This is a genomic window from Chryseobacterium vietnamense, from assembly GCF_031454475.1.
Taxonomy (GTDB): domain Bacteria; phylum Bacteroidota; class Bacteroidia; order Flavobacteriales; family Weeksellaceae; genus Chryseobacterium; species Chryseobacterium vietnamense.
The window spans coordinates 51149-77930 of sequence record NZ_JAVDQX010000007.1; the positions used below are offsets into that span (position 1 = coordinate 51149).

Sequence of the window (26782 nt, forward strand, 5' to 3'; positions counted from 1 at the left end):
AAAGCCTTCAGATTCTGAAGGCTTTTTTGTTTTAAAAATAGGCTGTTAATCGTAAACCTAGCGTAATATAATTGATTTTTTCTTTAGCAATCAGGTTGTTAAGCTCCTGGTCCAGTTCATCACTATCTTTAATTTCATCGCTGAAATAATAGCGGATGGTAGAATTGATCTGATTGTAATCCGTATAGAAAGTAAGGCCTAATCCCGGATTGAATTTATAGGTCATGGAAGCACCCGTATTCCATCGGAAAGCCGGTTTTGGTTTATATCGGGCAACCTGAAGTTCGTGGTTGGGAGCATCTATCTCGTCTCCTTTTACAAATACTTTTCCACTGGCAGTGGCAGCATATCCTCCGGTAAGCTTTATAGTAAGCTGCCATTTATCTGATAATTCATGAGAAAAATAAGGTCCAATGCCTGCAGAAAGGAATCCCATGGATTGTGTTTTAATTTCATGGTTGCCAAAGTCCTGCCCGTCATCAAATGTTATTCTTTGAGATTTAATAGGAAAGCTGCTGAAGGCTATATCTGCACCCACACCCCATTTTTTTGAAAAGAAATAAGCCCCTTCCAGTCCTCCCTCGAAACCGATTTGTTTTTTATCATCCAGTTCAGATTCTCTCAGGAAGTTGGTTGTCCCTAAAGCGGTCCCCATTTTGAGTGCAAGAAAAGATGGGTAATCGTTACCCTGTATTCTGGATAACATACTTAAGTTATCCCCTTTGTTTTTATAAATTTTGTCAATAAAAAAGTACCCAAGTTCTGTAGATATAATCCCGATACCTGCACCAGCCAGGATATCCGGAACCCAGTGTCTGTTGTTTAAATTTCGTCCAAGTCCTGTAAGAGTGGCAGAACCATATCCGGCAATACTATAGGCTGGGTTTACCAAACCATATTCTTTGTGGAGAAAACTGGCATTAGTAAATGCCATAGCTGCATGTCCTGATGGAAAAGAGTTATTTTTGGATCCATCCGGGCGTTCTACTTTTGTGGTGTATTTAATAGAATTAACTAAAATTGCCATGATGGCTAAACTGGTACCATAAGATAAAGTAGCCCTCCCGAGATTGTTTCTACCCTTTACACCTGCCAGCTTTAATCCGTAGACAGCTACAGCAGGAGCGTATTGCAGATAATCATCATATTTCACTTTGAAATTGGGCAGATATCGGTTTCTTACCTCACGAATATTCTCTTTTTCTCCCCATGTTGCTGCGGCCGCAGTAAAAAGAAGAGCCGGAGCTACTGATTTTTTTACCCATTCTTTTTGAAAGAAAGGAGTTTTCTCCTGAATTGTATACCCTGAATTGATGAGTGCCAGATCTTCCTTGAGATTTCGGGATTGGATAGTGTCCTGTGCTTTAATACAGTATAATTGCAATAGTATTCCTGATGCTAATGCTATTTTTTTCATCGTAGTGGTGTTGAAATTTAAATCGCGTAAAAATATTAAAAAAATCTATCCCAAAAATTGAGATAGACTATTTTAATATTTTTATAATATTCTGTTGAGGTTAGTGGTTATCTCAATCCGGCTCTTGGTCCGGCTGCAGCAACCACAGCCTGCATTCTTGTTTTTTGGTTGGCAGAGAACATAACCATAGATTTGTCATCTACATAATCCATATAGTTCATGAACATCTGAGAACGGCTTACACCACCACAAACTCTGTTTAGTGGATAGGTAGGATTTCCATAGTTAGGGCCAGGAGATGTAGGAGTGTCATTAGAGTAATCTGTCTGACATCCGGCATCGGATGATCCCCAAAGGTGTGGAAGGTTTAGGTAGTGTCCCACTTCATGCGTTACTGTTCTTCCTAAATTGAACGGAGCAGAAGCCCCTGTTTTACCTATATACTGATATCCTATTACAAGACCATCGTACCATTGTCCAGCATGTTCAGGATAATAAGCGTAACCTAGTGTTCCAGGCTGGTTGTTTTCGTCAAGGATTGAATTAACCACCCAAATATTCATATTTTTATTGACATCAGTAGCATCAATACCTCCTGTACTTGCTTTTTTCATTTGCTCCAGATCGGATCTCCAACCTGTCTTGGTACTTTGCTTGCGGTTGGTTGCTACTAATTTAAAACGGATTTTTACATCACCCGCCGCAGCTGGCTGAAACGCTGACGGAATTTTATTAATGTCAGAATTGGTAGCACCATAATCAGCATTAAGCACTGCAATTTGTTCTGCAATTCTTGCATCGGAAATGTTTTGAGCAGAAGTATTGTAAATTACGTTAAAAACTACCGGGATCTCAACAGTTCCATCTGCGAGAACTTTTCCCACTTTAAGATTTTCTGCAAATTTTTCAGTACCGAATTCTATGTCGGCTATTTTTTGTTGTAATGCAGGGTTTTTCAGAAGCATTGCCTGTCTGATTTCTTCTGAAGGGCAACTTCTTTTAAGAGCACTCGGAACAGTGTTTTCCTCCCCAGGAGAAGTCTCGCTTTGATTGGTTAAGCTGTCGTTGTTACACGCCGACATAAGGCCCAGAATCAGGGCTCCAAATAGGAATTTTTTCATATCGTTATAATATAATTTGGTTGAGGTGGTGAAATTATAGTATTTGAAATTAATACGCAAATTATTATTGATTTATTTGCTAAATGTTCATTTTATCGTTTATTTAATTGAATTAAAATCAATTAAATATAATATATATTGAATTTTAGTTAAAAAAGTATATTTGTTTTATATTTCACATTTAAGTGTGTTTTAAATGTAAATAATTTTATCATTTTACTGTTTTTGTAGGATATTTTTTACAATAAATTGGGCTGAAACAGCTTTTTAAAAACAAGTCAGAAATCCCTTATTTTTTATTAGATTATCTACTATCTTCAATGGCAGATCTGATTTCAATATTCATTATTTGAAATGAGAGTAAAATAAGAGACAAAAAAAATCTGTCTCAAAATTGAGACAGATTTCAAGTATGTAAAAGGTTATAATCTTAATACACTCTTAATCCGGATCTTGCACCAGAAGAAGCTACTACAGACTGCATTCTTGTTTTTTGTCCTGCAGAGAACATAAACATAGCCGCATCATCTACATAATCCATATAGTTCATAAACATTACAGATCTTTGTACACCACTGCAGGTGTTGTATAGCGGATAGGAAGGTTTTCCGTAATTGGCAGTAGTTTGTGTAGGCGTATCGCTCACCTGGTCGTTTCCACAGTTGGCATCTCCCCAGATGTGTCTTAAGTTCAGGTAGTGACCTACCTCATGGGTTGCGGTTCTTCCCAGGTTGAAAGGCGAAGAGGCTCCGGTCTTTCCAAAATAGGGAGCTGCAATTACAACACCATCATTCCATAGACCTGCCGACTCAGGAAAAGTGGCATATCCAAGAATTGTGCGGCCCTGGCTGGTCATTTTTCCCACTACCCATAAGTTTAAATAATTGGTAGGATTAGTGGCGTCAATTCCTCCTTTGGATGCTTTTTTCATATCATCATTAGTAGCCCAGCTTGTTTTTGAAGTGGATTTTCTAATGGTATTTACAAGCCTGAATTTTACTTTTGTATCTCCCGAACTTACTGTCTGGAATTCAGTAGGGATTTTGTTTACATCACTGTTAGTTCCTGAATAATCGGCATTAAGAACTGCAATTTGTTCTGCAATTCTTGCGTCAGAAACGTTTTCAGCTGTTGTTTTGTAGATGACATTTACGATAACAGGGATTTCTACGGTACCATCGGCAAGAACTTTTCCAAACTTCACATCATTGGCAAATTTTTCTGTATTGGTTTCCAATGCCGCAAATCTTTGTTGAAGTTCAGAACTTTTTTTCAGTGCTTCCTGTCTGATTTCCTCAGAAGCACATCCTCTTTGAGTTAAGCTTGCCGTAGTGGCTGCTTCGTCAGTTGTGTTTTCGTTTTGATTGGTGATGCTGTCATTGTTACATGCAGCCATTACACTGAGCATAAAAGCTCCAAATAATAGTTTTTTCATATCAAAATCATTTAGGTTGAGAATGTGAAATTATATTATTTAAAATTAATATGCAAATGATTTCTTTGTTTTATTAATTAATTACTAATAATTGGATGTTTTTATTGGTTTTAATATAGTGTTATTGGATATCTATTGAATTTTAATCAATTTAAACAATTTAACTAATTCATTTTTAGTTTTTGATCGATTTGAATGGATTTTTTTTCTTTTATGTTTTATTTTAAAAGAAATTTTTCACCTTAAAACTTAATTGGCAAAACCATTTTTAATGGCGAAGACGGCTAGCCCTACTCGGGTTTTTAGATCCAGTTTTTCACAAAGTTGGTCACGGTAGCTTTCCACTGTTCTTGGGCTGCAGCACATTCTGTCTGCAATTTCCTTATAGCTGAGTTCGGTTACGGTGTATTTCAGAAATTCTTTTTCTCTGTCGGAAATTCTTACGGCAATCTCAGTTTCTGTCTCTTTGTTCAAATTGGAAAATATGATTTTGGAAGCCCAGTCCGGGTAAAAGAAACCATCGCTGTTAAGTCTGGTAAGTGCGGTTTCGAGATCTCTTGGATGGGTGTTTTTGAGCAAATAACCTTTTGCTCCGCTCTTGATCATCTTAATTACACTGTTGTCATCTCCCTGCATACTGAGTGCCATAATTTTAATCTCAGGATGATTTTTTGTAAGCCATAATGCCGTTTCAAAACCGTCCATGATAGGCATGCTGATATCTAAAAGAATAATATCGGGAATTGCATTCCCTTCTTCAAATTTCTGGATAAGATCTTTCCCGTTTTCACTGACATAGATCACTTCAAATTCACTGAAGTTACCAATGATTCCTTCCAGGGCTTTCGCAATAAGTATATGGTCGTCAACAATGACAATAGATTTTTTCATGACTGCTTTTTTAAGATAATATTGATATGAGTTCCCATATTTTCCTGGCTTTCCATACGAAAACTGGCTCCTATGATTTCAGCTCTGTTTTTCATATTGGTAAGACCTATTCCATTGGATTTGATCTGGGAAGTGTCAAACCCGATTCCATCATCACGAATATCAAGTTCCCAAAGGATATCTTCAGACGTATTAAGGGTGATAAAAATATTTTTACAACAGGAATGTTTTATACTGTTCTGAATGAATTCCTGAGTAATCCTTAACAGAACATTTTTATGTACAAAGCCCAAATCCAGTTGTTTAAAATTGTGTTCAAAACTTACATGACATTTTTTGAAAGAATTCGTGTTATCTGCTTCTTCCTGTATCAAAGTTACAATTTCCTTCTGGTTGATATTGTCATCCGTCAATGTTTTTGACAAGCTTCTGAGATCCTGCAAAGATTGATTGATAATCTGTGAAACCTGATCAATTCTTTCACTTGCTTCAGAAACTTTGTTTTCATAAAGCATCTGCTGTACATAAAGACTTACGAGGGTAAGTTTCTGGCCAATATTGTCGTGCAGTTCCCGGCCGATCTGCTGCATGGTGGCTTGTTGGATTTCCAGCTGGGTAGACAGAAGCTCTCTTTGATGAAGTTCATTTTTCCTTTCAATTTCATTCAAATACTCTTTTTTTCGCTGCCTGTAATTGCGGATATAAATAAATACGGCTATTACAAACATCAAAAAAAAGATGTTGAATGAAATAAGAGTTATTAAGAGTTCTGTTTTCCCCATATGAATGAACTTGCAAATAAAATATACATTACCGCTCCTGAAACCTGGAAATATATATAATAAATATCCCAGATATCAATATATTTCCAAAGAAGAGAGTTAAATGTCATAAACGGAAGGTTGGCAATGTAAAAGAGCGTTACCCCCAGATTGATATAAAACATTTTGTTTTTACTGAAATTTAGAATCTCAGATGAATTAACTTGTTTATAATACTCCATAATGACGAGGGCCATTAAGAGCAGACAACCTATATTGTAGTTGAAAGAAAAGATCACTTTCTTTTCTGGAAAAAAAAGTGCCCTGAGAACATATGTTAAAAGATACGTTCCTGTTAAGATATAGAATAGTTTTGTTTTCTTTAGAGATTCTTTTGCATACAGCCAATAAAAAAATATAAACTGCAGTGGAATCACAAAATAGTTGTGAAAAATTATTCTGTCTATTTTAAGCGGTTTTTCTCCCCATTTTACAGCTGATTCACACAAAAAAATAACAATCAGATAAATTGCCAGGTATTTCCAATGTAGTTTTTTTACACGATTATAATAAATAAGGGAAGTTATAGCAGCAAAGGCTTCTCCCCAATACATAAATGAAGAAAAAAATTTTTGAATCTCAGTCATACTGTGTTTAAGGATATGAATGGTAATTAATAAGATATGCCCAACGGAGGTGATGGTGGAATCAGAGTACCGCTGTTTTCTCCAAGACCTTTGTCATCATCATCATCTTCTCCTCCTCCTATACCTTTGACAGAACGTGAGTTTAATGATAAAGGATTGCCATCAGTATTTTGGAAAGGATTGAAATCATAATCAATAAGTTCTCCTCCTTCATTGGCTTTTTTCAATGTCGGGATCATTACCAGAGTGTGTTTTTCTGCATATTCTGTCGGAACAGGGTGAGAGTCCATAATAGACCAGTTTTCCTGTTTCGGATAGGAAGCGTAATAAAATCTGATTCCCAGATCTTCATCAGAAGCAGAAGGATTTACTTTCGCCGCTTCTTCTTCAATCTTGGCAATGAAATTTTTTAACTTCGGAAGGTCAAACCAAATGGAATGAGCGTCTTGTATTCCTAAAGCAGTATTGATAGCACTTAAATGATTTTGACGATAATTGTCGATCAGAGCCTGGATAAGACTGTTTGACATGGTCCCAGGCTGTAATGGATTGTTTGATTCTGTATTCATAGCTTAGTGTTTTACGGTAAAACTCAATTAATATGCAAATCTCGTGAAAAATATCCTAGAAAATGTATTCACGAATTGGGAATTACACTGTTATTTTTACCGTGTTTTTACGGATTGTATGTAAAAAATAACAAATTAAGACCATGTAAACTCACATTGTTCTATAAAAAACGGAGAAAATAGATTTCCCCGTTTTTCTTTTAAATACATGGATACTTTCTCCAGTCCCTGCAAATGTATCCTGATGTGCAGCATAAATTGGTGGGGCAGTTCATATTTTCATCACACATAATGATAGGAGCAATAAGACCGCCATCGATTTTCTTTAAATCGTTTCTTTTTAGCTTTTTCATACTGATTCTGTTTTAGTTATTAGCATAGTAAAGATAAGTTTATTTCACTTAATCAGGATAAAAAATGAAAAAAAATAAGTGCTGCAGGTTATCCTGCAGCACTTATTCACAAAAATAATGTATATGAAAAAAACTATTTTATTGTTCGGTAGGTCTGAAGACCAAACCAGTTTCTACGAAATAATCTAATGTAATTCTGTCTCCGTCATTTACATTTCCGGCAAGAATTTCTTTAGACAGCTTGTTTAATACTTCCTGTTGAATTACTCTTTTCAACGGTCTTGCTCCGAAGGCAGGATCATATCCTTTGTCCATCAGATAATCTACTGCATCCTGCGTGAAAGTCATAATGATGTTTCGTTTGGATAACATTTCATTGAACCCTCTCAGCTGATACTGTACGATTTTTCCGATTTCTTTTTTCTTTAAAGGCTGGAAAAGGACAATTTCATCAATTCTGTTCAGGAATTCCGGACGCAGCGTTTGTTTTAAAAGATCAAAAACTTCGTCTTTGGTTTTGTCCACAATTTCATCCTGGTTTTCCTCGGTGAGATTTTCAAAATTCTCCTGAATCAGGTGTGATCCTAAATTCGAGGTCATGATGATGATAGAATTTTTGAAATTCACCACCCTTCCCTTATTATCTGTCAGACGTCCGTCATCCAGCACCTGAAGCAATGTGTTGAAAACATCCGGGTGTGCTTTTTCAATCTCGTCTAAAAGTACCACGGAGTAAGGTCTTCTTCTAACCGCTTCAGTCAATTGTCCACCTTCATCATATCCTACATATCCCGGAGGCGCACCTACCAATCTTGAAACACTGTGACGTTCCTGATATTCACTCATATCAATTCTCGTCATATTGTTTTCATCATCGAATAAGAATTCTGCCAGTGCTTTTGCCAGCTCGGTTTTACCCACTCCGGTTGTTCCCAGGAATAAGAAAGATCCGATAGGTTTTTTATCATCACTCAATCCGGCTCTGTTTCTACGGATCGCATCCGCAACTGCCTGAATCGCTTCGTCCTGCCCAACCACTCGGTGATGCAGTTCAGACTCAAGATTCAATAACTTTTCTCTTTCAGATTGAAGTAATTTTGTAACAGGAATACCTGTCCATTTAGCAATTACTTCGGAAATGTTTTCAGCAGTTACCTCTTCTTTGATCAGTTCATTCTGATGATTCTGCATTTCAAGTTCAACCTTGGCAAGCTCTTCTTCCTTTTCACGAAGTTTTCCGTATTGGATTTCCGCTACTTTTGCATAATCTCCAGCTCTGGAAGCTCTTTCTGCTTCATGTTTCAGAGATTCTATATCTTTTTTGATCTGGGTAAGATCTTCACTTTTCTGTTTTTCTTTCAGCCATTTGGCATTGATCTCATTTCTCTGTTCGGAAATTTTAGCAATATCTTCCTTCAGATGATCAATTTTGGTCTGGTTGCCTTCTCTTGAGATAGCTGCCAGCTCAATTTCCATCTGCATCAGTTTTCTGTCCAGAACATCCAGTTCTTCCGGCTTGGAATTGATTTCCATTCTCAGTTTTGCAGAAGCTTCATCAATAAGGTCAATGGCTTTATCCGGTAAAAAACGGTCTGAAATATATCTTTGAGACATTTCCACAGCAGCAATAATTGCTTCATCTTTGATTCTTACTTTGTGGTGAGCTTCATATTTATCTTTAATACCACGAAGGATAGAAATTGCAGATTCAGTATCCGGTTCTTCCACCATCACTTTCTGGAAACGTCTTTCCAATGCTTTATCTTTTTCAAAATATTTTTGATATTCGTTCAGCGTAGTTGCACCAATGGCTCTTAATTCTCCCCTTGCCAAAGCAGGTTTTAAGATGTTGGCTGCATCCATTGCTCCTTCACCTCCTCCGGCACCAACCAGAGTGTGAATTTCGTCAATGAAAAGAATAATCTGCCCGTCTGATTTGATGACTTCATTCACTACAGATTTTAAACGCTCTTCAAATTCACCTTTATATTTGGCTCCGGCAATCAAAGCTCCCATATCCAATGAGAATAATGTTTTATCCATCAGGTTTTCGGGAACGTCGCCACTGATAATTCTATGAGCAATTCCCTCTGCAATGGCTGTTTTACCTACACCCGGTTCCCCGATTAGAATAGGATTGTTTTTAGTTCTTCTGGAAAGGATCTGTAAAACCCTTCTGATTTCTTCATCACGCCCGATTACGGGATCCAGTTTACCTTCTGCTGCCAACTCGTTGAAGTTTTTAGCATATTTATTTAAGGACTGATACGTCTCTTCCGAACTCGCAGAAGTGGCTTTGCTTCCTTTTCTTAATTCTTTAATAGCACCTTCCAAAAGATTTTTGGTTACTCCCATATCTTTCAGCATCTTCGATACTTCTGAAGAAGTTTCCAACAGAGATAACCATAAGTGCTCAATCGTTACATATTCGTCACCCATTTTCTTAGCGATATTAGGAGCGTCCAGCAAGACTTTGTTGGCAGATTGTGAAAGATAAATGTTTCCTCCCTGTACTTTTGGAAGTTTTTCTAAATTTTCACGGTTGCGCTCTCTTACTAAATTAGAATCTGCTTCAGATTTTTTCAGTAAGAAAGGCGATATATTTTCATCCACCTGGAAGATTCCTTCCAGGAGATGTTGAGGTTCAATACTTTGGTTGCCCAGTTCCATAGCAATCTGTTGTGCTGCCTGGATGGCTTCCTGTGATTTTACAGTATATTGGTTTAAGTTCATATTTATATATATTTTTGGTAATGGTTTGTTTAAAGTTTAGTTTTTTAAAAACATCAAGAAACCAAATTCTGAGGCTTAGTTTCTTAATGCCATCAATTATTTAATCATTTATTCGATGACTGTATCGCAAAAACTGTTCAATTATTAAATTTACAAAAAAATAGGACAAATTTTCCGGATATTGTATTTTTAACGGAAATTTAACTTGACAAAATTTCCGATTTCGTAATTATTTCTTTGAAATCCATGACCAAATAGTCATACTGTGAGAAGAAACTTCTACGGGGCAATATGAAAATAGGAGAATTTACTTGATGTAAGTGTTAAAATTCAGCTTTTTATTTTAGAATAATTACTTTTGCATTTTACCAGATGGAACTAAAAGAAAAACAGAGAAAAATATTAGACGTAGCAGTAGAACTTTTCAAAGAGAAAGGCTATATGGGGAGCTCAGTAAGAGACCTGGCTACGAAACTCAATATCAAGGCCGCATCACTGTACGCACACATCCGCTCAAAGGAAGAAATTCTGGAATGGATTTGCTTTGGCATTGCTCAGGAGTTTTTCGATGAACTTCAGGAAGTAAAAAATACAGCTATTGTCCCAAAAGAAAAGCTGAATCTCCTGTTGGATAAACATCTTTCAGTTGTTCTTAAAAACCGTGATGTAACCCACATTTATTCCAATGAATGGAGACACCTTGAAGAAAGGCTTCCCGAATTTGTAGAATTAAGAAAAAACTATCAGCAGGAAGTTGAAAAACTCATTTCCGAGATCTACGAAGCTGAAAACTGGGAGCTGAAATCACCATCATTTACCACAAGATTTATCCTGCATACTTTAAACAATTCTTATTTCTGGTTCAAAAGAAGCAGCGATTCTACTGATGAGATTACCGAAGAAATAAGAGAGAAAATTCTTTTTGGCCTGCTTGGGAACCAAAGAAAGTAACCACATTGCTTGTCATTGACTACATCGAATCTTCGATTTCTGACGAAGGAAGAATTTCTAACAGATGGTCAGATAAAAGATTCCTCTCTACACTTTGTTCCGATCAGAATGACATTTGACCTGATTTTAACTATATTTCTTATTTAGAATCATTCAAAATATGACAAAAGTCATAAAAATTTTGCCAGCTTCTAAAATCTTTTTAAATTTACACCTAACAAATGTTAGTTAGTTTTATGGATTTTTCAGTTGAATATCTGGAGCTGGGTCAGTTGAGACAGCTTCAATCCGACCGGTTGATCAGCCTGATCAGCTATTTGGGGGAGAAGTCGGAATTTTATAAAAAAAAATTTGATGCATTGCAAATATCTCCAGAGGATATAAGGTCGATTGAAGATATCGCTAAACTTCCTATTACTTACAAACAGGATTTAAGAGATAACTATCCGTTCGGATTATTTACGGTTCCTAAAAGTGAACTTCAGCGTATTCACTGCTCAAGCGGAACTACAGGAAAACCAACTGTGGTAGGATATACCAAAGAAGATGTGGATCTTTTCAGTGAAGTGGTGGCAAGATCTTTACATGCTGCTGGTGCAAGACCGGGAATGCAGCTGCATAACGCGTATGGATATGGGATTTTTACCGGAGGATTAGGACTTCATTACGGAGCAGAAAAACTGGGGATGAGCGTTCTTCCTATTTCGGGAGGAATGACGGCAAGACAGGTAGATCTGATTGTGGATTTTAAGCCGGAAGTGATCTGCTGTTCTCCTTCATATGCGCTTACCATTGCGGATGAATTTGCCAGGAGAGGAATTACTGCAGAGGAGATCAGTTTAAAGTATGCTGTGTTAGGTTCAGAGCCGTGGACGGAGATTATCAGAGGTCATATTGAAGAAAGATTAGGCGTTCATGCAACCAATATCTATGGATTAAGTGAAATTATCGGTCCTGGAGTTTCTATGGAGGATTTCGAGGAGAAGGGAGGAGCTTATATCTGGGAAGATCATTTTTATCCTGAGATTTTAGATCCGGTTACCAAACAGCCGGTTCCTTTTGGAGAAGAAGGGGTTTTGGTAATTACTACTTTAACCAAAAAAGCAATGCCGCTTTTACGTTACTGGACGAATGATATCACCAGTCTTTATTACGATGAAAATGCCAGAAGAACAATGGTGAAAATGAAACCAATCGTAGGGAGAGCAGATGATATGCTGATCGTAAGAGGGGTCAATGTTTACCCAAGCCAGATTGAAGATGCTTTTTCTTATGTAAAGGGTGTGGTTCCTAACTACTATTTAACCCCTGTTGAGAAAGAACATATGTGCATCGCTTTGGATATTGATGTTGAAATAGATGATGAATTGGTAAAGTCTCAGAAAATGGAAGCCAATACCGATGATTATTTTAATTTTGTCGGAAACTTTGGAAAAAACATAGAAAACGAAATAAAAAAGAGGGTAGGAATTACAACGAAAGTGAAAGTTCATGCCCAGGACAGCCTGCCGAAGTGTGAGGGTGGAAAAATTAATAGAATACTAAAAAAATAATGAATTCATTTTATAAACTTAAAACAGTTAAGGTTCAGAAAGATACTTCCGAAGCAGTAAATGTGGCGGTAGAAATCCCTGAAGAACTGAAAGACAAGTTCAGGTTCAAACAAGGGCAGTATCTTAATTTCCGAATGACAATCAACGGAAATGAAGAAAGACGTTCTTACTCTATCTGTAATGCTCCCAGTGAAAAAGGAAATACACTGGAAGTATTGGTGAAGTTGCTTGAAGGCGGAAAAGTTTCAGGGTATTTCAACGAACACCTTCATATGGATGAAGTGCTGGAAGTAATGCCTCCAATGGGTGGTTTCAATACTTCTTATCACCCGACAAACGTAAAAACTTATGTAGGTCTGGCGGCAGGAAGCGGAATTACTCCTGTATTATCCAATATCAAAGAAAGCCTTTATCAGGAGCCGAATTCAAATGCTTATCTGTTCTACAGCAACAGAAGCATGAATCATGTTTTAAGAAAAGCAGAGATCGATAAACTGGTTGAGCAGTTCAACGGAAGACTTAAAGTGGTTTATTTAGTAAGCCGTGAGAAGCATGAAGATCCTGTTTTTGAAGGAAGAATTTCATCAGAAAAATTAGAGCAGCTGTTTGAAAGATATACAGATATTGATGTAAAAGAAGCTACTTATTTTATATGTGGTCCATCAGAAATGATCAAAGGGATCGCAGATTATCTGAAAAAAGATAAAAAAGTACCTGCTATTCAGGTATTATTTGAATATTTCACTGCTCCGGATGAAGAAAATACGGAGGAAATGAGTGATGAATTCAAGGCAATTGCCAATATAGAAAGTATGGTAACAGTAATCATTGATGATGATGAATATTCGTTCCACCTTAATTCTAAAAAAGAGAGTATCTTAGATAAAGCATTGAAAGATCAGCTTCCGGTTCCTTTCGCATGTAAGGGAGGCGTTTGCTGTACGTGTAAGGCGCAGGTTCTGGAAGGAGAGGTTTTCATGGAGAAAAACTATGCACTTACCGAAGAAGAGGTAGCCAGAGGCTTCGTTCTTACCTGCCAATGTCACCCGACAACGAATGTGGTGATGCTAAATTATGATGTTTAAGACAATTTGAAAATGAGAAAATATGCTGATTTGAAAATGTAACTATAGCAGATTAATTTCCAAATTCTCAAATTCTCAATTCTCAAATTATTTAATTTTCAAATTCAAAAAAGATGGACTTAGAAAAATTTGTTCAATACGTTCACGAAGAAAATAAAGTAGAACCTAAAGATGTAATGCCGGATGATTACAGAAAACTGTTGGTTCGTCAGATTTCACAGCACGCGCATTCCGAAATTGTAGGAATGCTGCCGGAAGCCAACTGGATTTCCAGAGCGCCTTCATTGAGAAGAAAAATGGCTCTTTTAGCAAAAGTTCAGGATGAAGCTGGTCACGGCTTATACCTTTACTCTGCCACTGAAACATTAGGAGACGGAAGCATCAGAGCAGACAGAGATGCTACCTATGATGATATGCTGGAAGGAAAAGCAAAATATTCAAGTATTTTCAACTATCCTACCTTAAGCTGGGCAGATATCGGTGCCATTGGCTGGTTGGTAGACGGCGCTGCTATTATGAATCAGGTAATGCTGATGGGGAACTCTTACGGTCCTTATTCAAGAGCGATGGTGAAAATCTGTAAAGAAGAATCTTTCCACCAAAGACAAGGGTATGAAATTTTGATGGCATTATGCCGTGGAACAAAACAACAGAAAGAAATGGCTCAGGCTTCGTTAAACCGCTTCTGGTGGCCAGCTCTGATGATGTTCGGGCCTAATGATGACAGTTCACCAAACTCTAAAATCTCTATGAACTACAGAGTAAAAAGAGAAAGTAATGACAGTCTTCGTCAGAGATTTATTGACGTTACCGTTTCTCAGGCTGAATTCTTAGGATTAACCATTCCTGATAAAGATCTGAAATGGAACGAGGAGAGACAACATTACGATTTCGGAGAACTTCCCTGGGATGAATTCATGGAAATCTTAAAAGGAAACGGACCTTGCAACAAAAAGCGTATCGAAACGAAACGTAAGGCGCAAAGAGAAAATTCATGGGTAAAAGAAGCTGCAGCAGCTTTTGCAGAAAAACAACAAAAAGAAGTAATATAATAATGTAACAATATACCAATGTAGAAATGTAACAATCATTGTCATGCTGAGCTTGTCGAAGCATCTCATTATTAAACTGGTACATTGATGCATTGTTAAATTAATTTGACTATGGCAAATTTAGATATGTGGGAAGTGTTTATTCAAACTAAACCGGGATTATCTCACAAACACGTTGGAATTGTACAGGCACCAACAGCAGAAATGGCCTTGCAGAATGCAAGAGACGTTTATACAAGAAGAAAAGAAGGAACTTCTGTTTGGGTAGTTCCAAGTAAATATATTGTGACTTCAGAAGGAATTGACAAAGAAGCTTTCTTCGATCCGGCTGATGATAAATTATACCGTCACCCAACTTTCTACGAGATTCCAAACGACGTAAAAAATATGTAATAAGACTTTTGAGATAATAGACAGATAGATAAAAGACCTTAAGGTTTACTTGTCTGTTTTCTATCCATCTATCATCTATCCGTCTTTAAATTGATTAAACAATGAATCCATTATATAATTATTTATTAAAACTAGCAGACGACAGTTTCATTATGGGGCAGCGTTTGTCTGCGTGGTGCGGTGAAGGTCCTTACCTGGAGGAAGATATTGCATTAACGAATATTGCGTTGGATGAACTCGGTCAGGCTAATAACTTTTACGTTTACGCTTCAAGAGTGATTGACAACGGAAAAAGTGAAGATGATATCGCATTTTTAAGATACGAGCACGAATACGTCAACGCCCATTGGGTAGAACTTCCTAACGAAGATTATGCGCAGACTATTCTTAAAGTATATGTATTGTCTGTTTATCAGAAACTGATGTATGAGGCTTTATCAAATTCTGCTAATGAAGAACTGGCTGCCATTGCTCAAAAATCATTGAAAGAAGTAAGATATCACTATACTCATGCTGCATCATGGATGAAAATCTTTGCTCAGGGAACAGAAGAAAGTAAGTCCCGTTTGGTAAAAGCAATCGAAAATATCTGGGAATATACAAAAGGTCTTTTTGCAAAAACAGAAGGTGAAGATGATCTTGTTGCCTTGAATATTGCTCCGAATACAGACGTTCTTTATGAAGAATTTCTTGCCATTACAAAGAAAGATTTTGCAGACTTCGGTTTAGAATATCCGGAAAATGCTTTTATGCAGCCCAAATCAAGAACAGGATATCATACAGAATACTTTGGATTTATTCTTTGTGAACTTCAGTATATGCAGAGAGCGTATCCGGGGTGTACGTGGTAATAAGCTATGAAAAAGCTGCTTCTGGGAATAATTGCTTTTTTTCTTACAGCATATATAATGCTATGTGTGGGAATCTACTTCTATCAGGAGAAAATTATTTTTTACCCTGAAAAGTTACCGGACAATTACAAATTTAAATTTGAGGGTGATTTTGAAGAAGTATCTATAACAACAAAGGATGGAAAGCATCTGAACTCTGTTTTATTTAAAGCCCCAAACCCGAAAGGAGTCATCTTTTATCTTCATGGAAACGGAGGATCAATAAAAGGCTGGGGAGAAGTAGCTCAATTGTATCGCAGTATGAATTATGATACTTTGATACTAGACTACCGGGGCTACGGAAAGAGTGAAGATAAAGTTAATAGCAAAGACCAGCTTTTTTCGGATGTTGAGAGCGCTTATGAAGAACTTTTAAAAAGATATCCGGAAAACAAAATTATTATTTTAGGATATTCTGTAGGAACAGGACTGGCCGCAAAATTAGCATCAGAGCATAATGCCAGATTATTGATTTTACAGGCTCCCTATTACAGTATCGAAGATGAAATGAATCAGAAATTTTCGTTCCTTCCGAAGTTTTTACTGAAATATAATTTTGAGACTGGTGAGTATTTAAAAACCGTTCAGTCACCAGTCGTTATTTTTCACGGTGATAAAGATGAGGTTATTAACTATAAAGCCTCTTTAAAGCTTAAAAATAACTTTAAAAAAGGTGATCGTCTGATTATATTAAAAGATCAGTATCACAACGGAATAACAGATAATTTGGATTATCAGAATGCAATGAAAGCAATTCTTGATTCTGATAAAAAATAAAATATGAATCAGCTTTTAGATTTATTAAAAACAATTCCCGATCCGGAAATTCCCGTGATTGATATTGTGGAATTAGGAATCGTAAGAGATGCACAGGTCACAGGTGAAAATACTTGTGAAGTGATCATTACGCCTACTTATTCTGCCTGTCCTGCCATGTTTACCATTGAGGAGGATATTATTAAAATGATGAAGGAAAACGGATGGGAAGCAAAAGTGGTAACCAAGATGTTTCCGATCTGGACAACTGACTGGCTGACTGATGAAGCGAGAGAAAAACTTCGTGTTTACGGAATCACTCCTCCCGAAAAAGGAGCAGACGAACATCATATCGGTAAACCGAAAAAATGTCCGCGCTGTGGTTCTGAGCATACCAAGCAGATCAGTAGATTTGGGTCTACGCTGTGTAAGGCCTCTTATCAGTGTTTAGACTGCCTGGAGCCCTTTGATTATTTTAAATGTCATTGATGAGTGATCTGGCAATCTGCAATAAATTTTACGGCTATGCAAAGCATAACGAAGGAATTGTTAGATTGTTAAATTATTAGACGGTTACATTAATTTATATTGTTAAATTAGTGCGTTGTTAAATAATAAATTAATAAAAACTATGTATACACAACTTGATATTGAAACGCATTTTGACGGGAAGCTTAAAATTGCATATCTTAATCAACCGGAAACAATGAATGCTCTTACCAAGCCGGCTTTAGCAGATCTTAGGGATTTTGTTAAAGAATGCAGCGAAGATGAAACCGTAAGATGTGTGGCTATTTCCGGAAGAGGGAGAGCATTTTGCTCAGGTCAGAATCTGGATGAAGCTTTCGTGGTAGGCAAAGAACACCATGATCACGACATTATCAGAAAAATTGTGGTAGATTATTATAACCCTTTAGTGTTAGAGGTTACCCGTTGCAAAAAACCTGTTATTGCTTTAGTAAACGGTCCTGCAGTAGGAGCCGGAGCTATGCTGGCTTTAATCTCTGACTTCGTTTTAGCAAACGAGAAAGCATATTTTGCCCAAGCATTTTCAAATATCGGTTTGATTCCTGATACTGGAGGTACTTACTTCTTACCGAAACTTTTAGGTAGACAATTAGCCAATTATTTAGCATTCACCGGTAAAAAATTATCCGCAGAAGAATCTAAATCTTATGGTCTTGTAGCTGAAGTTTTCAGTGAAGAAGAATTCGTTCCAAAATCTATGGAAATTCTTGAAAGAATGGCAAACATGCCAACAGCAGCAATTAAGCTTACGAAAAAAGCATTCGCCAATTCTTATAACAACACATTGAAAGAACAGCTTGAGCTGGAAGGAGATCTTCAACAGGAAGCTGCAGGTACAGAAGACTTCATTGAAGGAGTAAATGCCTTTTTACAGAAAAGAAAACCTAATTATAAAGGAAGATAAATTTCGTATTAATGTATTCATGTAAAATGTATTAATGATTTTTAAAACGATTTACATGAATACATTTTACATTAATACATTGTACAAATAAAAATGAATATTGGAATTATCGGTGCCGGAACAATGGGAATCGGCATTGCACAAGTAGCCGCAACGAACGGATGCAAAGTATGGGTATATGATGCCAACGCAAAACAAGTAGAAACGGCAACGGTAGGTTTGGAAAAAACGCTCACCAGATTGGTGGATAAACAAAAAATTTCGGCAGAAAAAATGACTGAAATTTTAGCTAATATTTCCATTGCTACAGAATTGAAAGATTTCAAGGATTGTGAATTGATCATTGAAGCAATTGTTGAAAACAAAGACATTAAAACCAAGGTGTTTACAGAACTTGAAAATTATGTTTCAGAAAGCTGTATCATCAGTTCCAATACCTCATCTATCTCTATCACCTCTCTTGGTGCAGAACTAAAGAAGCCGGAGCGTTTCATCGGAATTCACTTTTTCAATCCCGCTCCATTGATGCCTTTAGTGGAAGTTATTCCATCCTTATTAACAGAAAAAACATTACCAGAAAAAATCTACAACCTCATGAAAGAATGGGGGAAAACTCCTGTTATTGCTAAAGATATTCCTGGATTTATCGTCAACAGAATTGCCAGACCTTACTATGGGGAAGGACTTAGACTTGTTGAAGAAAATATTGCTACCCCTGAACAGGTGGATGACGCCATGAAAACCCTGGGGAATTTCAAAATGGGCCCTTTCGAATTGATGGATCTTATCGGGGTTGATGTCAACTTTGCCGTAACAACAACAGTTTACAAAGATTATTTCTACGATCCGAAATATAAACCGTCTCTATTGCAGCAAAGAATGTCTGAAGCCAAACTTCACGGCAGAAAAACAGGAAAAGGCTTCTACGATTACAGCGAAGGAGCAGAAAATCCTGTAGCTCAGAAAGACGATGCTTTATACCAGCAGATCTTTTTAAGAATCATTTCAATGCTGATCAACGAAGCTGTTGAAGCTAAAAGATTGGGTGTTGCCAATGACGAAGATATTGAGCTGGCTATGCAGAAAGGAGTGAATTATCCGAAAGGATTATTAAGCTGGGGGAAAGAAATCGGATATGCAAAAATCTCCGAAACCTTGCAAAACCTTTACGAAGAATATCAGGAAGAAAGGTATAGACAAAGCCCTTTGTTGAACAAAATGTAATATGAAATATTTTCCTGAAAGATATGATGAAATAAAATCTTTAAACTCTGTTGAAAAGATTTTATCAAATATAAATAGTAATAGTGAGAAAAGTTATTCTCTAACAATGAATCGCACTAATAAATTTTTAAGAGGATATACAGAGAAAAATTTTTTTAAAGTAATAAGTGCCGAGGTACCATTGGGAGCTTTATGTGTTTTTGAAGGTCAATTGTTTCAAAAGGAACATGAGACAATAATAAAGTTGAATTCAAAATTTCATAGAACTTTTAGAATAATTTTATTTGTTTGGGGCATTCTTCCGGTTTTTGCGATAATTATTAATTGCTTTCAAACTGGAGCGACAGCATTAGCATTATTATTACCAATTGCTATGTTTTATACAATAATCTATTTCGTAATTAAATTTTATTTCAAAAAATCTTATGAAAATGGAATTAAAGATTTGAATAGGATTATTAATAAATAAAATTTAATTATCATGAATATAGATGAATTCAGGGCTGAGCTGGAAACCAGGCTTTTAATTGAGAAACAGTATTTATTGCAGGAAGCTTCCTCTGTCAATGCTGAGGAAAGGCTTGAGTTGTTAGGAAAGTTTAATGAGAAATATAAAGAAGTGATCAAAAGATTAGCTAACGAAAATGGAGTTGATTTAAATGAATCCTATCCCTCTGAAAACTCATCAGACTCTGAAAATCTTTCATACGAACAAATTATTCTGGGTAAAACAATGAGTGTTTACGACAGATTATCCGATGAGCTGTATGAAGAAATAACAAACATATAATTAATAGAAATGAATCCAAGACAAGTAGCAGATTATATGTTCAATCAGGATTATTTTTCCCAGTGGATGAATATCAAAATGATTGAAGTAAAAGAAAATTACTGTTTAATAGAAATGCCCATTAAGAAAGATATGATTAACGGGCTTAAAACAGTTCATGGTGGAGTTACCTTTGCTTTTGCAGACTCTGCGCTGGCATTTTCTTCCAACAATACAGGTGATGCTGCTGTCGCGCTGAACTGTATTATCAATTTTACCAAAGCCGGAAAGGAAGGAGATATTTTCAGAGCCGAAAGTATTTTGGTGAATGATACCAGAAAAACTGCGGTTTATGACATTCAGATTACCAATCAAAATCAGGAGTTGATTGCAAAGTTTGTAGGAACAGTTTACAAAATCGGAAAAAAAGTAACAGAATTATAAAGAGTTTTCAAATTCTCAAATTTGACTCATTTTCAAATTAAAATTATGAACAACGTATACATCATAGACTATGTCAGAACTCCCATCTCAAAATTACAGGGAGGATTATCAGAAGTAAGAGCAGATGATTTAGCTGCTATTGTAATCAAAGAAGTGGTTGCAAGAAATCCTGAAGTTCCTGTGGAGGAAATTGAAGACGTTATTTTCGGATGTGCCAATCAGGCAGGTGAAGATAACAGAAACGTTGCCAGAATGGGGCTTTTATTGGCTGGTCTTCCTTACAAAATTGGTGGAGAGACTGTCAACAGGCTATGTGCTTCAGGAATGTCTGCGGTAGCCAATGCATTCCGTTCTATTGCTGCAGGTGAAGGCGAAATTTATATTGCAGGAGGCGTTGAGCATATGACGCGTTCTCCTTATGTAATGTCAAAACCTAGCGCTGCTTTCGGAAGAGACAGCCAGATGTTTGATACTACTTTCGGATGGCGTTTCATCAACCCTAAAATGAAAGAATTATACGGGGTTGATGGAATGGGAGAAACTGCAGAAAATTTAGCAGATATCCACCAGATCAACAGAGAAGATCAGGATAAATTTGCCCTTTGGTCTCAGCAGAAAGCTACAAAAGCTCAGGAAAGCGGAAGACTGGCAGAAGAAATTGTAAAAGTGGAGATTCCTCAGAGAAAAGGCGATCCGATTGTTTTTGAAAAAGATGAATTCATTAAACCAGCTTCCTCTATGGAAGGGTTGGCAAAACTTCGTCCTGCTTTCAGAAAAGAAGGAACGGTAACTGCAGGAAATGCTTCTGGAATGAATGACGGTGCCGCAGCTTTGATTTTAGCAAGCGAAGAAGCGGTGAAAAAATACGGTTTAAAACCAAAAGCGAAAATTCTGGGATCTTCCGTAGCCGGAGTAGAGCCAAGAATTATGGGAATCGGTCCGGTAGAAGCCACTCAAAAGCTATTGAAGAGACTAAATCTTTCTCTTGAAGATATGGACATCATTGAACTAAACGAAGCATTCGCAGCACAGGCACTTGCTGTGACAAGAAGTTTAGGATTAAAAGATGATGACTCAAGAATAAATCCTAATGGTGGAGCTATTGCAATTGGCCACCCACTGGGAGTTTCCGGAGCAAGAATCGTAGGTTCTGCCGCAATGGAACTTCAGAAACAGGATAAGAAATATGCATTGTGCACCCTTTGTATCGGCGTAGGACAAGGATATGCAATGGTAATCGAAAAAGTATAATTAATTTGAAAGTGAGTTGATTGGAGAATTTGAAAATGTTTAAAGACATTAGCAATTTTCAAATTAATTCATTCTCAGATTTTCAAATTAAAATTATGAACATCTACTCATACCATGGGATTCGTCCCATTATAAAGCCCTCTGCCTATATTCATCCGCAGGCAGTCATTATCGGGAATGTAGAAATAGGGGAGGAAGTATATATCGGTCCCAATGCGGTAATTCGTGGAGACTGGGGGAAAATTATCATTAAAGACGGAGCTAATGTACAGGAAAACTGTACCCTTCACGTTTTCCCGAATATAGAAACCATACTGGAAGAATCCGCACACATCGGACATGGCGCAATCATCCACTCAGGACACATCGGAAAAAACTGTCTGATCGGAATGAATTCCGTTGTGATGGACAAAGCATATATCGGTGACGAAAGTATTGTAGGAGCATTGGCTTTTGTACCGGCTAATTTCAGATGTGAACCAAGAAAGCTGGTTGTAGGAAGCCCTGCGAAAATTATCCGTGATGTTTCTGATGAAATGATTCACTGGAAAACAGAAGGAACAAAACTCTATCAGGAACTGGCAAGAGAAGGAAAAGAAGCTATTCTGCCTTGTGAGCCTTTTACAGAATATGTTCAGCAGATCCCAACAAAAATTGTGGATTACAGCATCTGGGATGATATAAAATAAAAGTATAACTTATTTTGAATAATTGCAGATAATTAAACGCAACGGGTTTTTAAAACCCGTTGCGTTTAACAAAATTAAATACCAGATTTAAAAAGAATGATTAATACAGAAAATTTTGAATTTGAAGGTACATATCACATTTTTTCTCATGTAAATGGGACTGAAGTTATTTTTCGTGAACCATCAAATTATCAGTTTTTTCTGGAAAAGATTGAAAAATATATTCTTCCGGTTGCTGATATTTATGCTTATTGTCTGTTACCTAATCATTTTCATTTGTTGTTAAGATTTAAGAATTTTGATGATGTGAATAGTGAAAATGAGCATCAGTTTTTAATGAAGCACTTTGGTAATTTATTGAATGCTTATGCTAAAGCTTACAACAAAAAATATAATAGAAATGGAGCTCTTTTTCTGAATGCGGTAAAACGAAGGAAAATATCAGATGAAAAATATTTATTGAAAGTTTTACATTATATTCATAATAATCCGATTAATCACGGATTTGTAAATAAAATTGACCAATGGAAGCATTCTTCTTATAATTCATATTTAAATTCTGAAAAAGAAAGTAAATTGGATAGAAAGGGGATTATGCGGTATTTTGATTCGTTAGAAGTTTTTAGAAATTATCATCAATCTACTATTGAATATGATTTTTTAAATTTTGAATAATTGCTAATAATCAAACCTAACGGGTTTTTAAAACCCGTTAGGTTTAATAAAATTAAATATGATTAAAAAAATTGCACTTGCATGCAGCATAATGTTTGCGGTGGGCTGTACGCTATCAGCACAAACTGTTACAACAAAACCGCTTACAATAGGAGAAGTGAGGACTATTAAGTCCAAAACGTTAAATGAAGACAGAACGTTGAATATTTATCTTCCACAGGGCTATGATAAAACAAAATCATACCCGGTGATCTATCTGTTGGACGGAAGCATAAATGAAGATTTTATTCACGTTACAGGATTAGTACAATTCTTTAATCAAATGTATTCCATGCCGGAAACCATTGTAGTGGGAGTTGCTAATGTAGACAGGAAAAGGGATTTTACTTTTCATACGGATTTAAAAGACTTACAGAAAGATTATCCTACCACAGGACATTCTGATAAGTTTATTGCTTTCCTTGAAAAAGAATTAAAACCTTATGTTGAAAGTCAGTTTAAAACCACTGACAAATATTTGCTCGGGCAATCTTTGGGAGGTCTTCTGGCAGCAGAAATACTCCTGAAAAAGCCGGAAATGTTCAACAACTATTTTATTATCAGTCCAAGCTTATGGTGGGATGATGAAAGCCTTTTAAAGCAGGCTCCTCAATTACTTTCAAAATCTTCGGATACTAAAAAGTTTGTCTATGTTTCTGTAGGGAAAGGAGAACATCCGGTGATGGTAAAAGATGCCGAAGCTTTCTATGATGTTTTGAAAAAAGCAGGAAAGAAAAACTGGACATTAGAATATAAAATGATGGAAACAGACAATCATGCAACCATTCTTCACAGAAGTTTATATGAAGGATTGGTGAAAATGTTTCCCTATCAGGAACCGAAATAAATTACTTCCAAATGATGAATATTCTGAAAAAATACTGGATTGTAATATTGATATTTATAATCATTATGAATGTTCTAAGGCTATCTGTTAGAAGAATCAATAGGAATTTCAGATGCTTTGGAACATGTTGAATCAGATGAGGTAATTGCTAAGCTAGAGCGTAAAAATTATTTCTATGAGTTATTTGTTGAAATTGTCATCATTTTAAATGGCTGGCTGGCACTTTTTATCCCTTATTTGATTATTAGAAACTTTATCAAAAAGATTAATCTAAGCAAAAAGTAAAAAAACTATATGGAAAAGTTAAAAAACTATATCTACGGACAATGGGTAGAAGGTACCGGAAACGGAGTTCCTTTGTATAATGCCGTTACAGGAGAGCAGGTGGCTGTTTCTGATACAGAAGGGCTTAATTTTGAACAGGCACTTGACTACGGAAGAACTGTAGGATACAAAAACCTTTCTTCAATGACTTTCTACGACCGTGGGGAAATGTTGAAAAAAGTAGCCCTTTACCTGTTGGAAAGAAAGAAGAAATACTATGACTTATCATACAAAACGGGAGCTACGCACGTTGATTCTTGGGTGGATATCGAAGGAGGTTTTGGAACTTTCTTTACCTATTCCGGATTGGCAAAAAGAATGCTTCCCAATACTTCATTTTGGGTAGATGGAGATACTCAGAAGATTTCTGCTAACGGAACTTTCTTAGGAACCCATATTTTAACACCTAGTGAAGGAGTTTCTGTACAGATCAATGCTTATAACTTTCCGGTGTGGGGAATGTTGGAAAAACTATCTACTTCCTTATTGGCTGGAGTTCCTTCTATTGTAAAACCATCTCCTTTCGGATCTTACCTTACCAATGCGGTATTTCAGGATATGATTGAAAGTGGAGTTTTACCTGAAGGTGCTGTGCAGTTAGTATGTGGAGAGCCTGGAAATATTTTAGATTATGTACAGGATGGAGACTCTGTATTGTTTACTGGCTCTGCTCACACAGGTAGAAAGTTGAAATCTCTTCCTTCGGTTGCCGGAAATGCCGTTCGTTTCAATATGGAAGCAGATTCCCTGAACTGTTCTATCCTTGGATTGGAAGCAAAACCGGGAACTCCTGAATTTGATTTATTCATCAAAGAAGTTCGTAACGAAATGACGACAAAAGCAGGACAGAAATGTACAGCGATCAGAAGAATTATCGTTCCTGAACATTTGATCGGTGACGTCCAGAATGCTCTGTCTAAAGCTTTGGATCAGACTAAAATCGGAAACCCATTAAGCAGAGAAACTAAAATGGGATCTTTAGTGGGAAGACAGCAGTATGAGGAAGTTCTGAGAAAAGTAAACCTGTTAAAATCAGAAACAGAACTTGTTTATGACGGAAAACACGAACTTGTAGATGCCAACTATGAAAATGGTGCATTTATGAGTCCGAAATTATTCCTGAACGACAAGCCTTTCGAAAAAAATATATCTCACGATGTAGAAGCTTTCGGGCCGGTATCTACATTGATGCCGTATAAAGATGCTGAAGAAGCAGCTGCACTGGCAAAAAGAGGAAAAGGAAGTTTGGTAGGGTCTATTATTTCTCATGACGAGAACTTTATCGCGGAAACTTCCTGGAAAATGGCTTCCCAACACGGAAGAATCTTTGTATTAAACAGAGATAACGCCAAGGAAAGTACAGGTCATGGTTCACCACTTCCTACATTGATGCACGGAGGTCCTGGTAGAGCAGGTGGTGGAGAAGAAATGGGCGGACTGAGCGGTCTTCATTTCTTCTTACAGAAAACAGCTATTCAGGGATCACCGGATGTATTGAAAGCAATTACCAAAATATATCAGCAGGGCGCAGAGAAAAAATTCTCAGACAAGCATCCTTTCCAGAAATATTTTGAGGAAGTGGAAGTAGGAGACTCTTTAGAAACGGCAGGAAGAACGGTTACAGATGCAGATATCGTTAACTTTTCCAATGTTTCATGGGATCATTTCTATGCCCATACAGATGCTACAAGTTTAACAGGTACAATCTTTGATAAAACTGTTGCTCATGGATATTTCATTCTTTCAGCGGCAGCGGGATTGTTTGTTTCAGGCAAAAAAGGACCTGTAATTGCCAATTACGGATTGGAAGACTGCAGCTTCTTCAAACCTGTATATGCTGGAGATACGATCACTGTTTATCTGACAGCAAAAGAAAAAATCAACAGAGGAGTAAAAGGAAGAAACATTCCTTCAGGTGTTGTAAAATGGCTGGTTGAAGTTGTAAACCAAAGAGATGAGGTAGTTTGCGTAGCAACAATCTTAACATTAGTTGCAAAGCAATCCCCTTTCATTGATCTGAATGTAAAAAATATTCAGAAAATGTTGAATGGATTAACAGAAAGTACTCCTGCGCTTTGGGGGAAAATGTCACCACAGCAGATGATTGAACATTTGGAACAGGCAGTTCTCGTAAGTTTTGGAGAGCCGGAAGCAGATAAATGCTTCACCCCGGAGGAAAATCTTGAAAAATGGCAGGATTCCCTTTACAACCACAGAGCAATGCCAAAAGAATTTACAGCTCCGTTTCTTCCGAAAGATGGCTCACTTCCGGAACCAACACACAAGAATCTGGAAGCCGCAAAACAGTCATTCATGGATAACCTGAAGAAATTTGTGATCTATTACAAAGAAAATCCACAGGCAGAACACATGAATTATGTATTCGGAAAACTAAATAAAGAAATGTGGGAACTGATGCACAAAAAGCATTTTACGCACCATTTCCAGCAGTTTGGATTAATTTAATTCAAAAAAATATAA

At 36.7% G+C, this 26782-nt stretch carries 27 protein-coding genes; 18 read left to right on the forward strand and 9 right to left on the reverse strand.

What is annotated here, in order from left to right; translation table 11 throughout:
• Window positions 1-31: 31 nt before the first annotated feature.
• The 9 genes from J2786_RS21140 to clpB all read right to left on the reverse strand — a co-directional run bounded on the left by J2786_RS21140 (window position 32) and on the right by clpB (window position 9927).
• Window positions 32-1417 carry a phosphatase PAP2 family protein gene (locus J2786_RS21140; RefSeq protein ID WP_047429136.1) on the reverse strand — a complete coding sequence of 462 codons (1386 nt, stop codon included), beginning with the start codon at window positions 1415-1417 and terminating at the stop codon, window positions 32-34.
• A 107-nt stretch (window positions 1418-1524) separates the two neighbouring features.
• Window positions 1525-2538 carry a zinc metalloprotease gene (locus J2786_RS21145; protein WP_047429138.1) on the reverse strand — a complete coding sequence of 338 codons (1014 nt, stop codon included), beginning with the start codon at window positions 2536-2538 and terminating at the stop codon, window positions 1525-1527.
• A gap of 430 nt (window positions 2539-2968) precedes the next feature.
• Window positions 2969-3973 carry a zinc metalloprotease gene (locus J2786_RS21150; protein ID WP_047429140.1) on the reverse strand — a complete coding sequence of 335 codons (1005 nt, stop codon included), beginning with the start codon at window positions 3971-3973 and terminating at the stop codon, window positions 2969-2971.
• A 249-nt stretch (window positions 3974-4222) separates the two neighbouring features.
• Window positions 4223-4864: a response regulator transcription factor gene (locus J2786_RS21155; protein WP_047429142.1), complete on the reverse strand. Its 642-nt coding sequence runs from the start codon at window positions 4862-4864 to the stop codon at window positions 4223-4225.
• Window positions 4861-5532, reverse strand: coding sequence for a sensor histidine kinase (locus J2786_RS21160; RefSeq protein ID WP_226798768.1), 672 nt, complete (start codon window positions 5530-5532; stop codon window positions 4861-4863). Before J2786_RS21160 ends, J2786_RS21155 begins: the two co-directional genes overlap by 4 nt.
• Before the next feature lie 92 nt (window positions 5533-5624).
• The gene (locus J2786_RS21165; RefSeq protein ID WP_310022284.1) at window positions 5625-6239 is read right to left on the reverse strand and encodes a hypothetical protein; all 615 of its coding nucleotides are present in this window, start codon (window positions 6237-6239) and stop codon (window positions 5625-5627) included.
• A 59-nt stretch (window positions 6240-6298) separates the two neighbouring features.
• Window positions 6299-6841, reverse strand: coding sequence for a hypothetical protein (locus tag J2786_RS21170; RefSeq protein ID WP_047429148.1), 543 nt, complete (start codon window positions 6839-6841; stop codon window positions 6299-6301).
• 200 nt (window positions 6842-7041) lie between these two features.
• Entirely contained in the window at window positions 7042-7194 is a 153-nt protein-coding gene (locus J2786_RS21175; RefSeq protein WP_156121378.1) for a hypothetical protein, read from the reverse strand.
• A gap of 138 nt (window positions 7195-7332) precedes the next feature.
• Window positions 7333-9927 carry an ATP-dependent chaperone ClpB gene (clpB, locus tag J2786_RS21180; RefSeq protein WP_047429150.1) on the reverse strand — a complete coding sequence of 865 codons (2595 nt, stop codon included), beginning with the start codon at window positions 9925-9927 and terminating at the stop codon, window positions 7333-7335.
• 372 nt (window positions 9928-10299) lie between these two features.
• Between clpB and J2786_RS21185 the strand changes: the two genes are divergently transcribed.
• From J2786_RS21185 to paaZ, 18 genes are all read left to right on the forward strand, one after another.
• Window positions 10300-10878, forward strand: a complete 579-nt coding sequence (locus tag J2786_RS21185; protein WP_047429151.1) for a TetR/AcrR family transcriptional regulator — start codon at window positions 10300-10302, stop codon at window positions 10876-10878.
• A 236-nt stretch (window positions 10879-11114) separates the two neighbouring features.
• The gene (locus J2786_RS21190; protein ID WP_047429154.1) at window positions 11115-12431 is read left to right on the forward strand and encodes a phenylacetate--CoA ligase family protein; all 1317 of its coding nucleotides are present in this window, start codon (window positions 11115-11117) and stop codon (window positions 12429-12431) included.
• Window positions 12431-13516 (forward strand): 2Fe-2S iron-sulfur cluster-binding protein, encoded by a 1086-nt coding sequence (locus J2786_RS21195; RefSeq protein ID WP_047429156.1) that lies wholly within the window; start codon window positions 12431-12433, stop codon window positions 13514-13516. The genes J2786_RS21190 and J2786_RS21195 overlap by 1 nt, the downstream gene beginning before the upstream one ends.
• A gap of 113 nt (window positions 13517-13629) precedes the next feature.
• Window positions 13630-14568, forward strand: coding sequence for a 1,2-phenylacetyl-CoA epoxidase subunit PaaA (gene paaA / locus J2786_RS21200; RefSeq protein ID WP_034695794.1), 939 nt, complete (start codon window positions 13630-13632; stop codon window positions 14566-14568).
• A 111-nt stretch (window positions 14569-14679) separates the two neighbouring features.
• Window positions 14680-14961, forward strand: coding sequence for a 1,2-phenylacetyl-CoA epoxidase subunit PaaB (gene paaB / locus J2786_RS21205; protein ID WP_034695796.1), 282 nt, complete (start codon window positions 14680-14682; stop codon window positions 14959-14961).
• A 101-nt stretch (window positions 14962-15062) separates the two neighbouring features.
• Window positions 15063-15812: a 1,2-phenylacetyl-CoA epoxidase subunit PaaC gene (gene paaC, locus J2786_RS21210; RefSeq protein WP_047429158.1), complete on the forward strand. Its 750-nt coding sequence runs from the start codon at window positions 15063-15065 to the stop codon at window positions 15810-15812.
• 6 nt (window positions 15813-15818) lie between these two features.
• Window positions 15819-16628 (forward strand): alpha/beta hydrolase, encoded by an 810-nt coding sequence (locus tag J2786_RS21215; protein WP_047429160.1) that lies wholly within the window; start codon window positions 15819-15821, stop codon window positions 16626-16628.
• A gap of 3 nt (window positions 16629-16631) precedes the next feature.
• On the forward strand, window positions 16632-17096 hold the full coding sequence (paaD, locus tag J2786_RS21220; RefSeq protein ID WP_047429163.1) for a 1,2-phenylacetyl-CoA epoxidase subunit PaaD: 465 nt from the start codon (window positions 16632-16634) through the stop codon (window positions 17094-17096).
• Between the two features lie 142 nt (window positions 17097-17238).
• On the forward strand, window positions 17239-18039 hold the full coding sequence (locus J2786_RS21225) for an enoyl-CoA hydratase/isomerase family protein (RefSeq protein ID WP_047429165.1): 801 nt from the start codon (window positions 17239-17241) through the stop codon (window positions 18037-18039).
• Window positions 18040-18132: 93 nt separating this feature from the next.
• Entirely contained in the window at window positions 18133-19263 is a 1131-nt protein-coding gene (locus J2786_RS21230; RefSeq protein WP_047429168.1) for a 3-hydroxyacyl-CoA dehydrogenase NAD-binding domain-containing protein, read from the forward strand.
• 1 nt (window position 19264) lies between these two features.
• A complete protein-coding gene (locus J2786_RS21235) occupies window positions 19265-19732 on the forward strand; it encodes a hypothetical protein (protein ID WP_047429170.1) in 468 nt (155 codons plus the stop codon).
• A 12-nt stretch (window positions 19733-19744) separates the two neighbouring features.
• On the forward strand, window positions 19745-20053 hold the full coding sequence (locus J2786_RS21240; protein ID WP_047429172.1) for a hypothetical protein: 309 nt from the start codon (window positions 19745-19747) through the stop codon (window positions 20051-20053).
• Window positions 20054-20062: 9 nt separating this feature from the next.
• On the forward strand, window positions 20063-20476 hold the full coding sequence (locus tag J2786_RS21245; protein ID WP_047429174.1) for a PaaI family thioesterase: 414 nt from the start codon (window positions 20063-20065) through the stop codon (window positions 20474-20476).
• A gap of 45 nt (window positions 20477-20521) precedes the next feature.
• A complete protein-coding gene (gene pcaF, locus J2786_RS21250) occupies window positions 20522-21727 on the forward strand; it encodes a 3-oxoadipyl-CoA thiolase (protein WP_047429175.1) in 1206 nt (401 codons plus the stop codon).
• A 95-nt stretch (window positions 21728-21822) separates the two neighbouring features.
• The gene (locus tag J2786_RS21255) at window positions 21823-22416 is read left to right on the forward strand and encodes an acyltransferase (protein WP_047429267.1); all 594 of its coding nucleotides are present in this window, start codon (window positions 21823-21825) and stop codon (window positions 22414-22416) included.
• A 96-nt stretch (window positions 22417-22512) separates the two neighbouring features.
• On the forward strand, window positions 22513-23091 hold the full coding sequence (locus tag J2786_RS21260; protein WP_047429177.1) for a hypothetical protein: 579 nt from the start codon (window positions 22513-22515) through the stop codon (window positions 23089-23091).
• A gap of 58 nt (window positions 23092-23149) precedes the next feature.
• Window positions 23150-23977 (forward strand): alpha/beta hydrolase, encoded by an 828-nt coding sequence (locus tag J2786_RS21265; protein WP_047429180.1) that lies wholly within the window; start codon window positions 23150-23152, stop codon window positions 23975-23977.
• Between the two features lie 294 nt (window positions 23978-24271).
• Window positions 24272-26767, forward strand: coding sequence for a phenylacetic acid degradation bifunctional protein PaaZ (paaZ, locus tag J2786_RS21270; protein WP_047429182.1), 2496 nt, complete (start codon window positions 24272-24274; stop codon window positions 26765-26767).
• The last annotated feature ends 15 nt before the right edge of the window (window positions 26768-26782 follow it).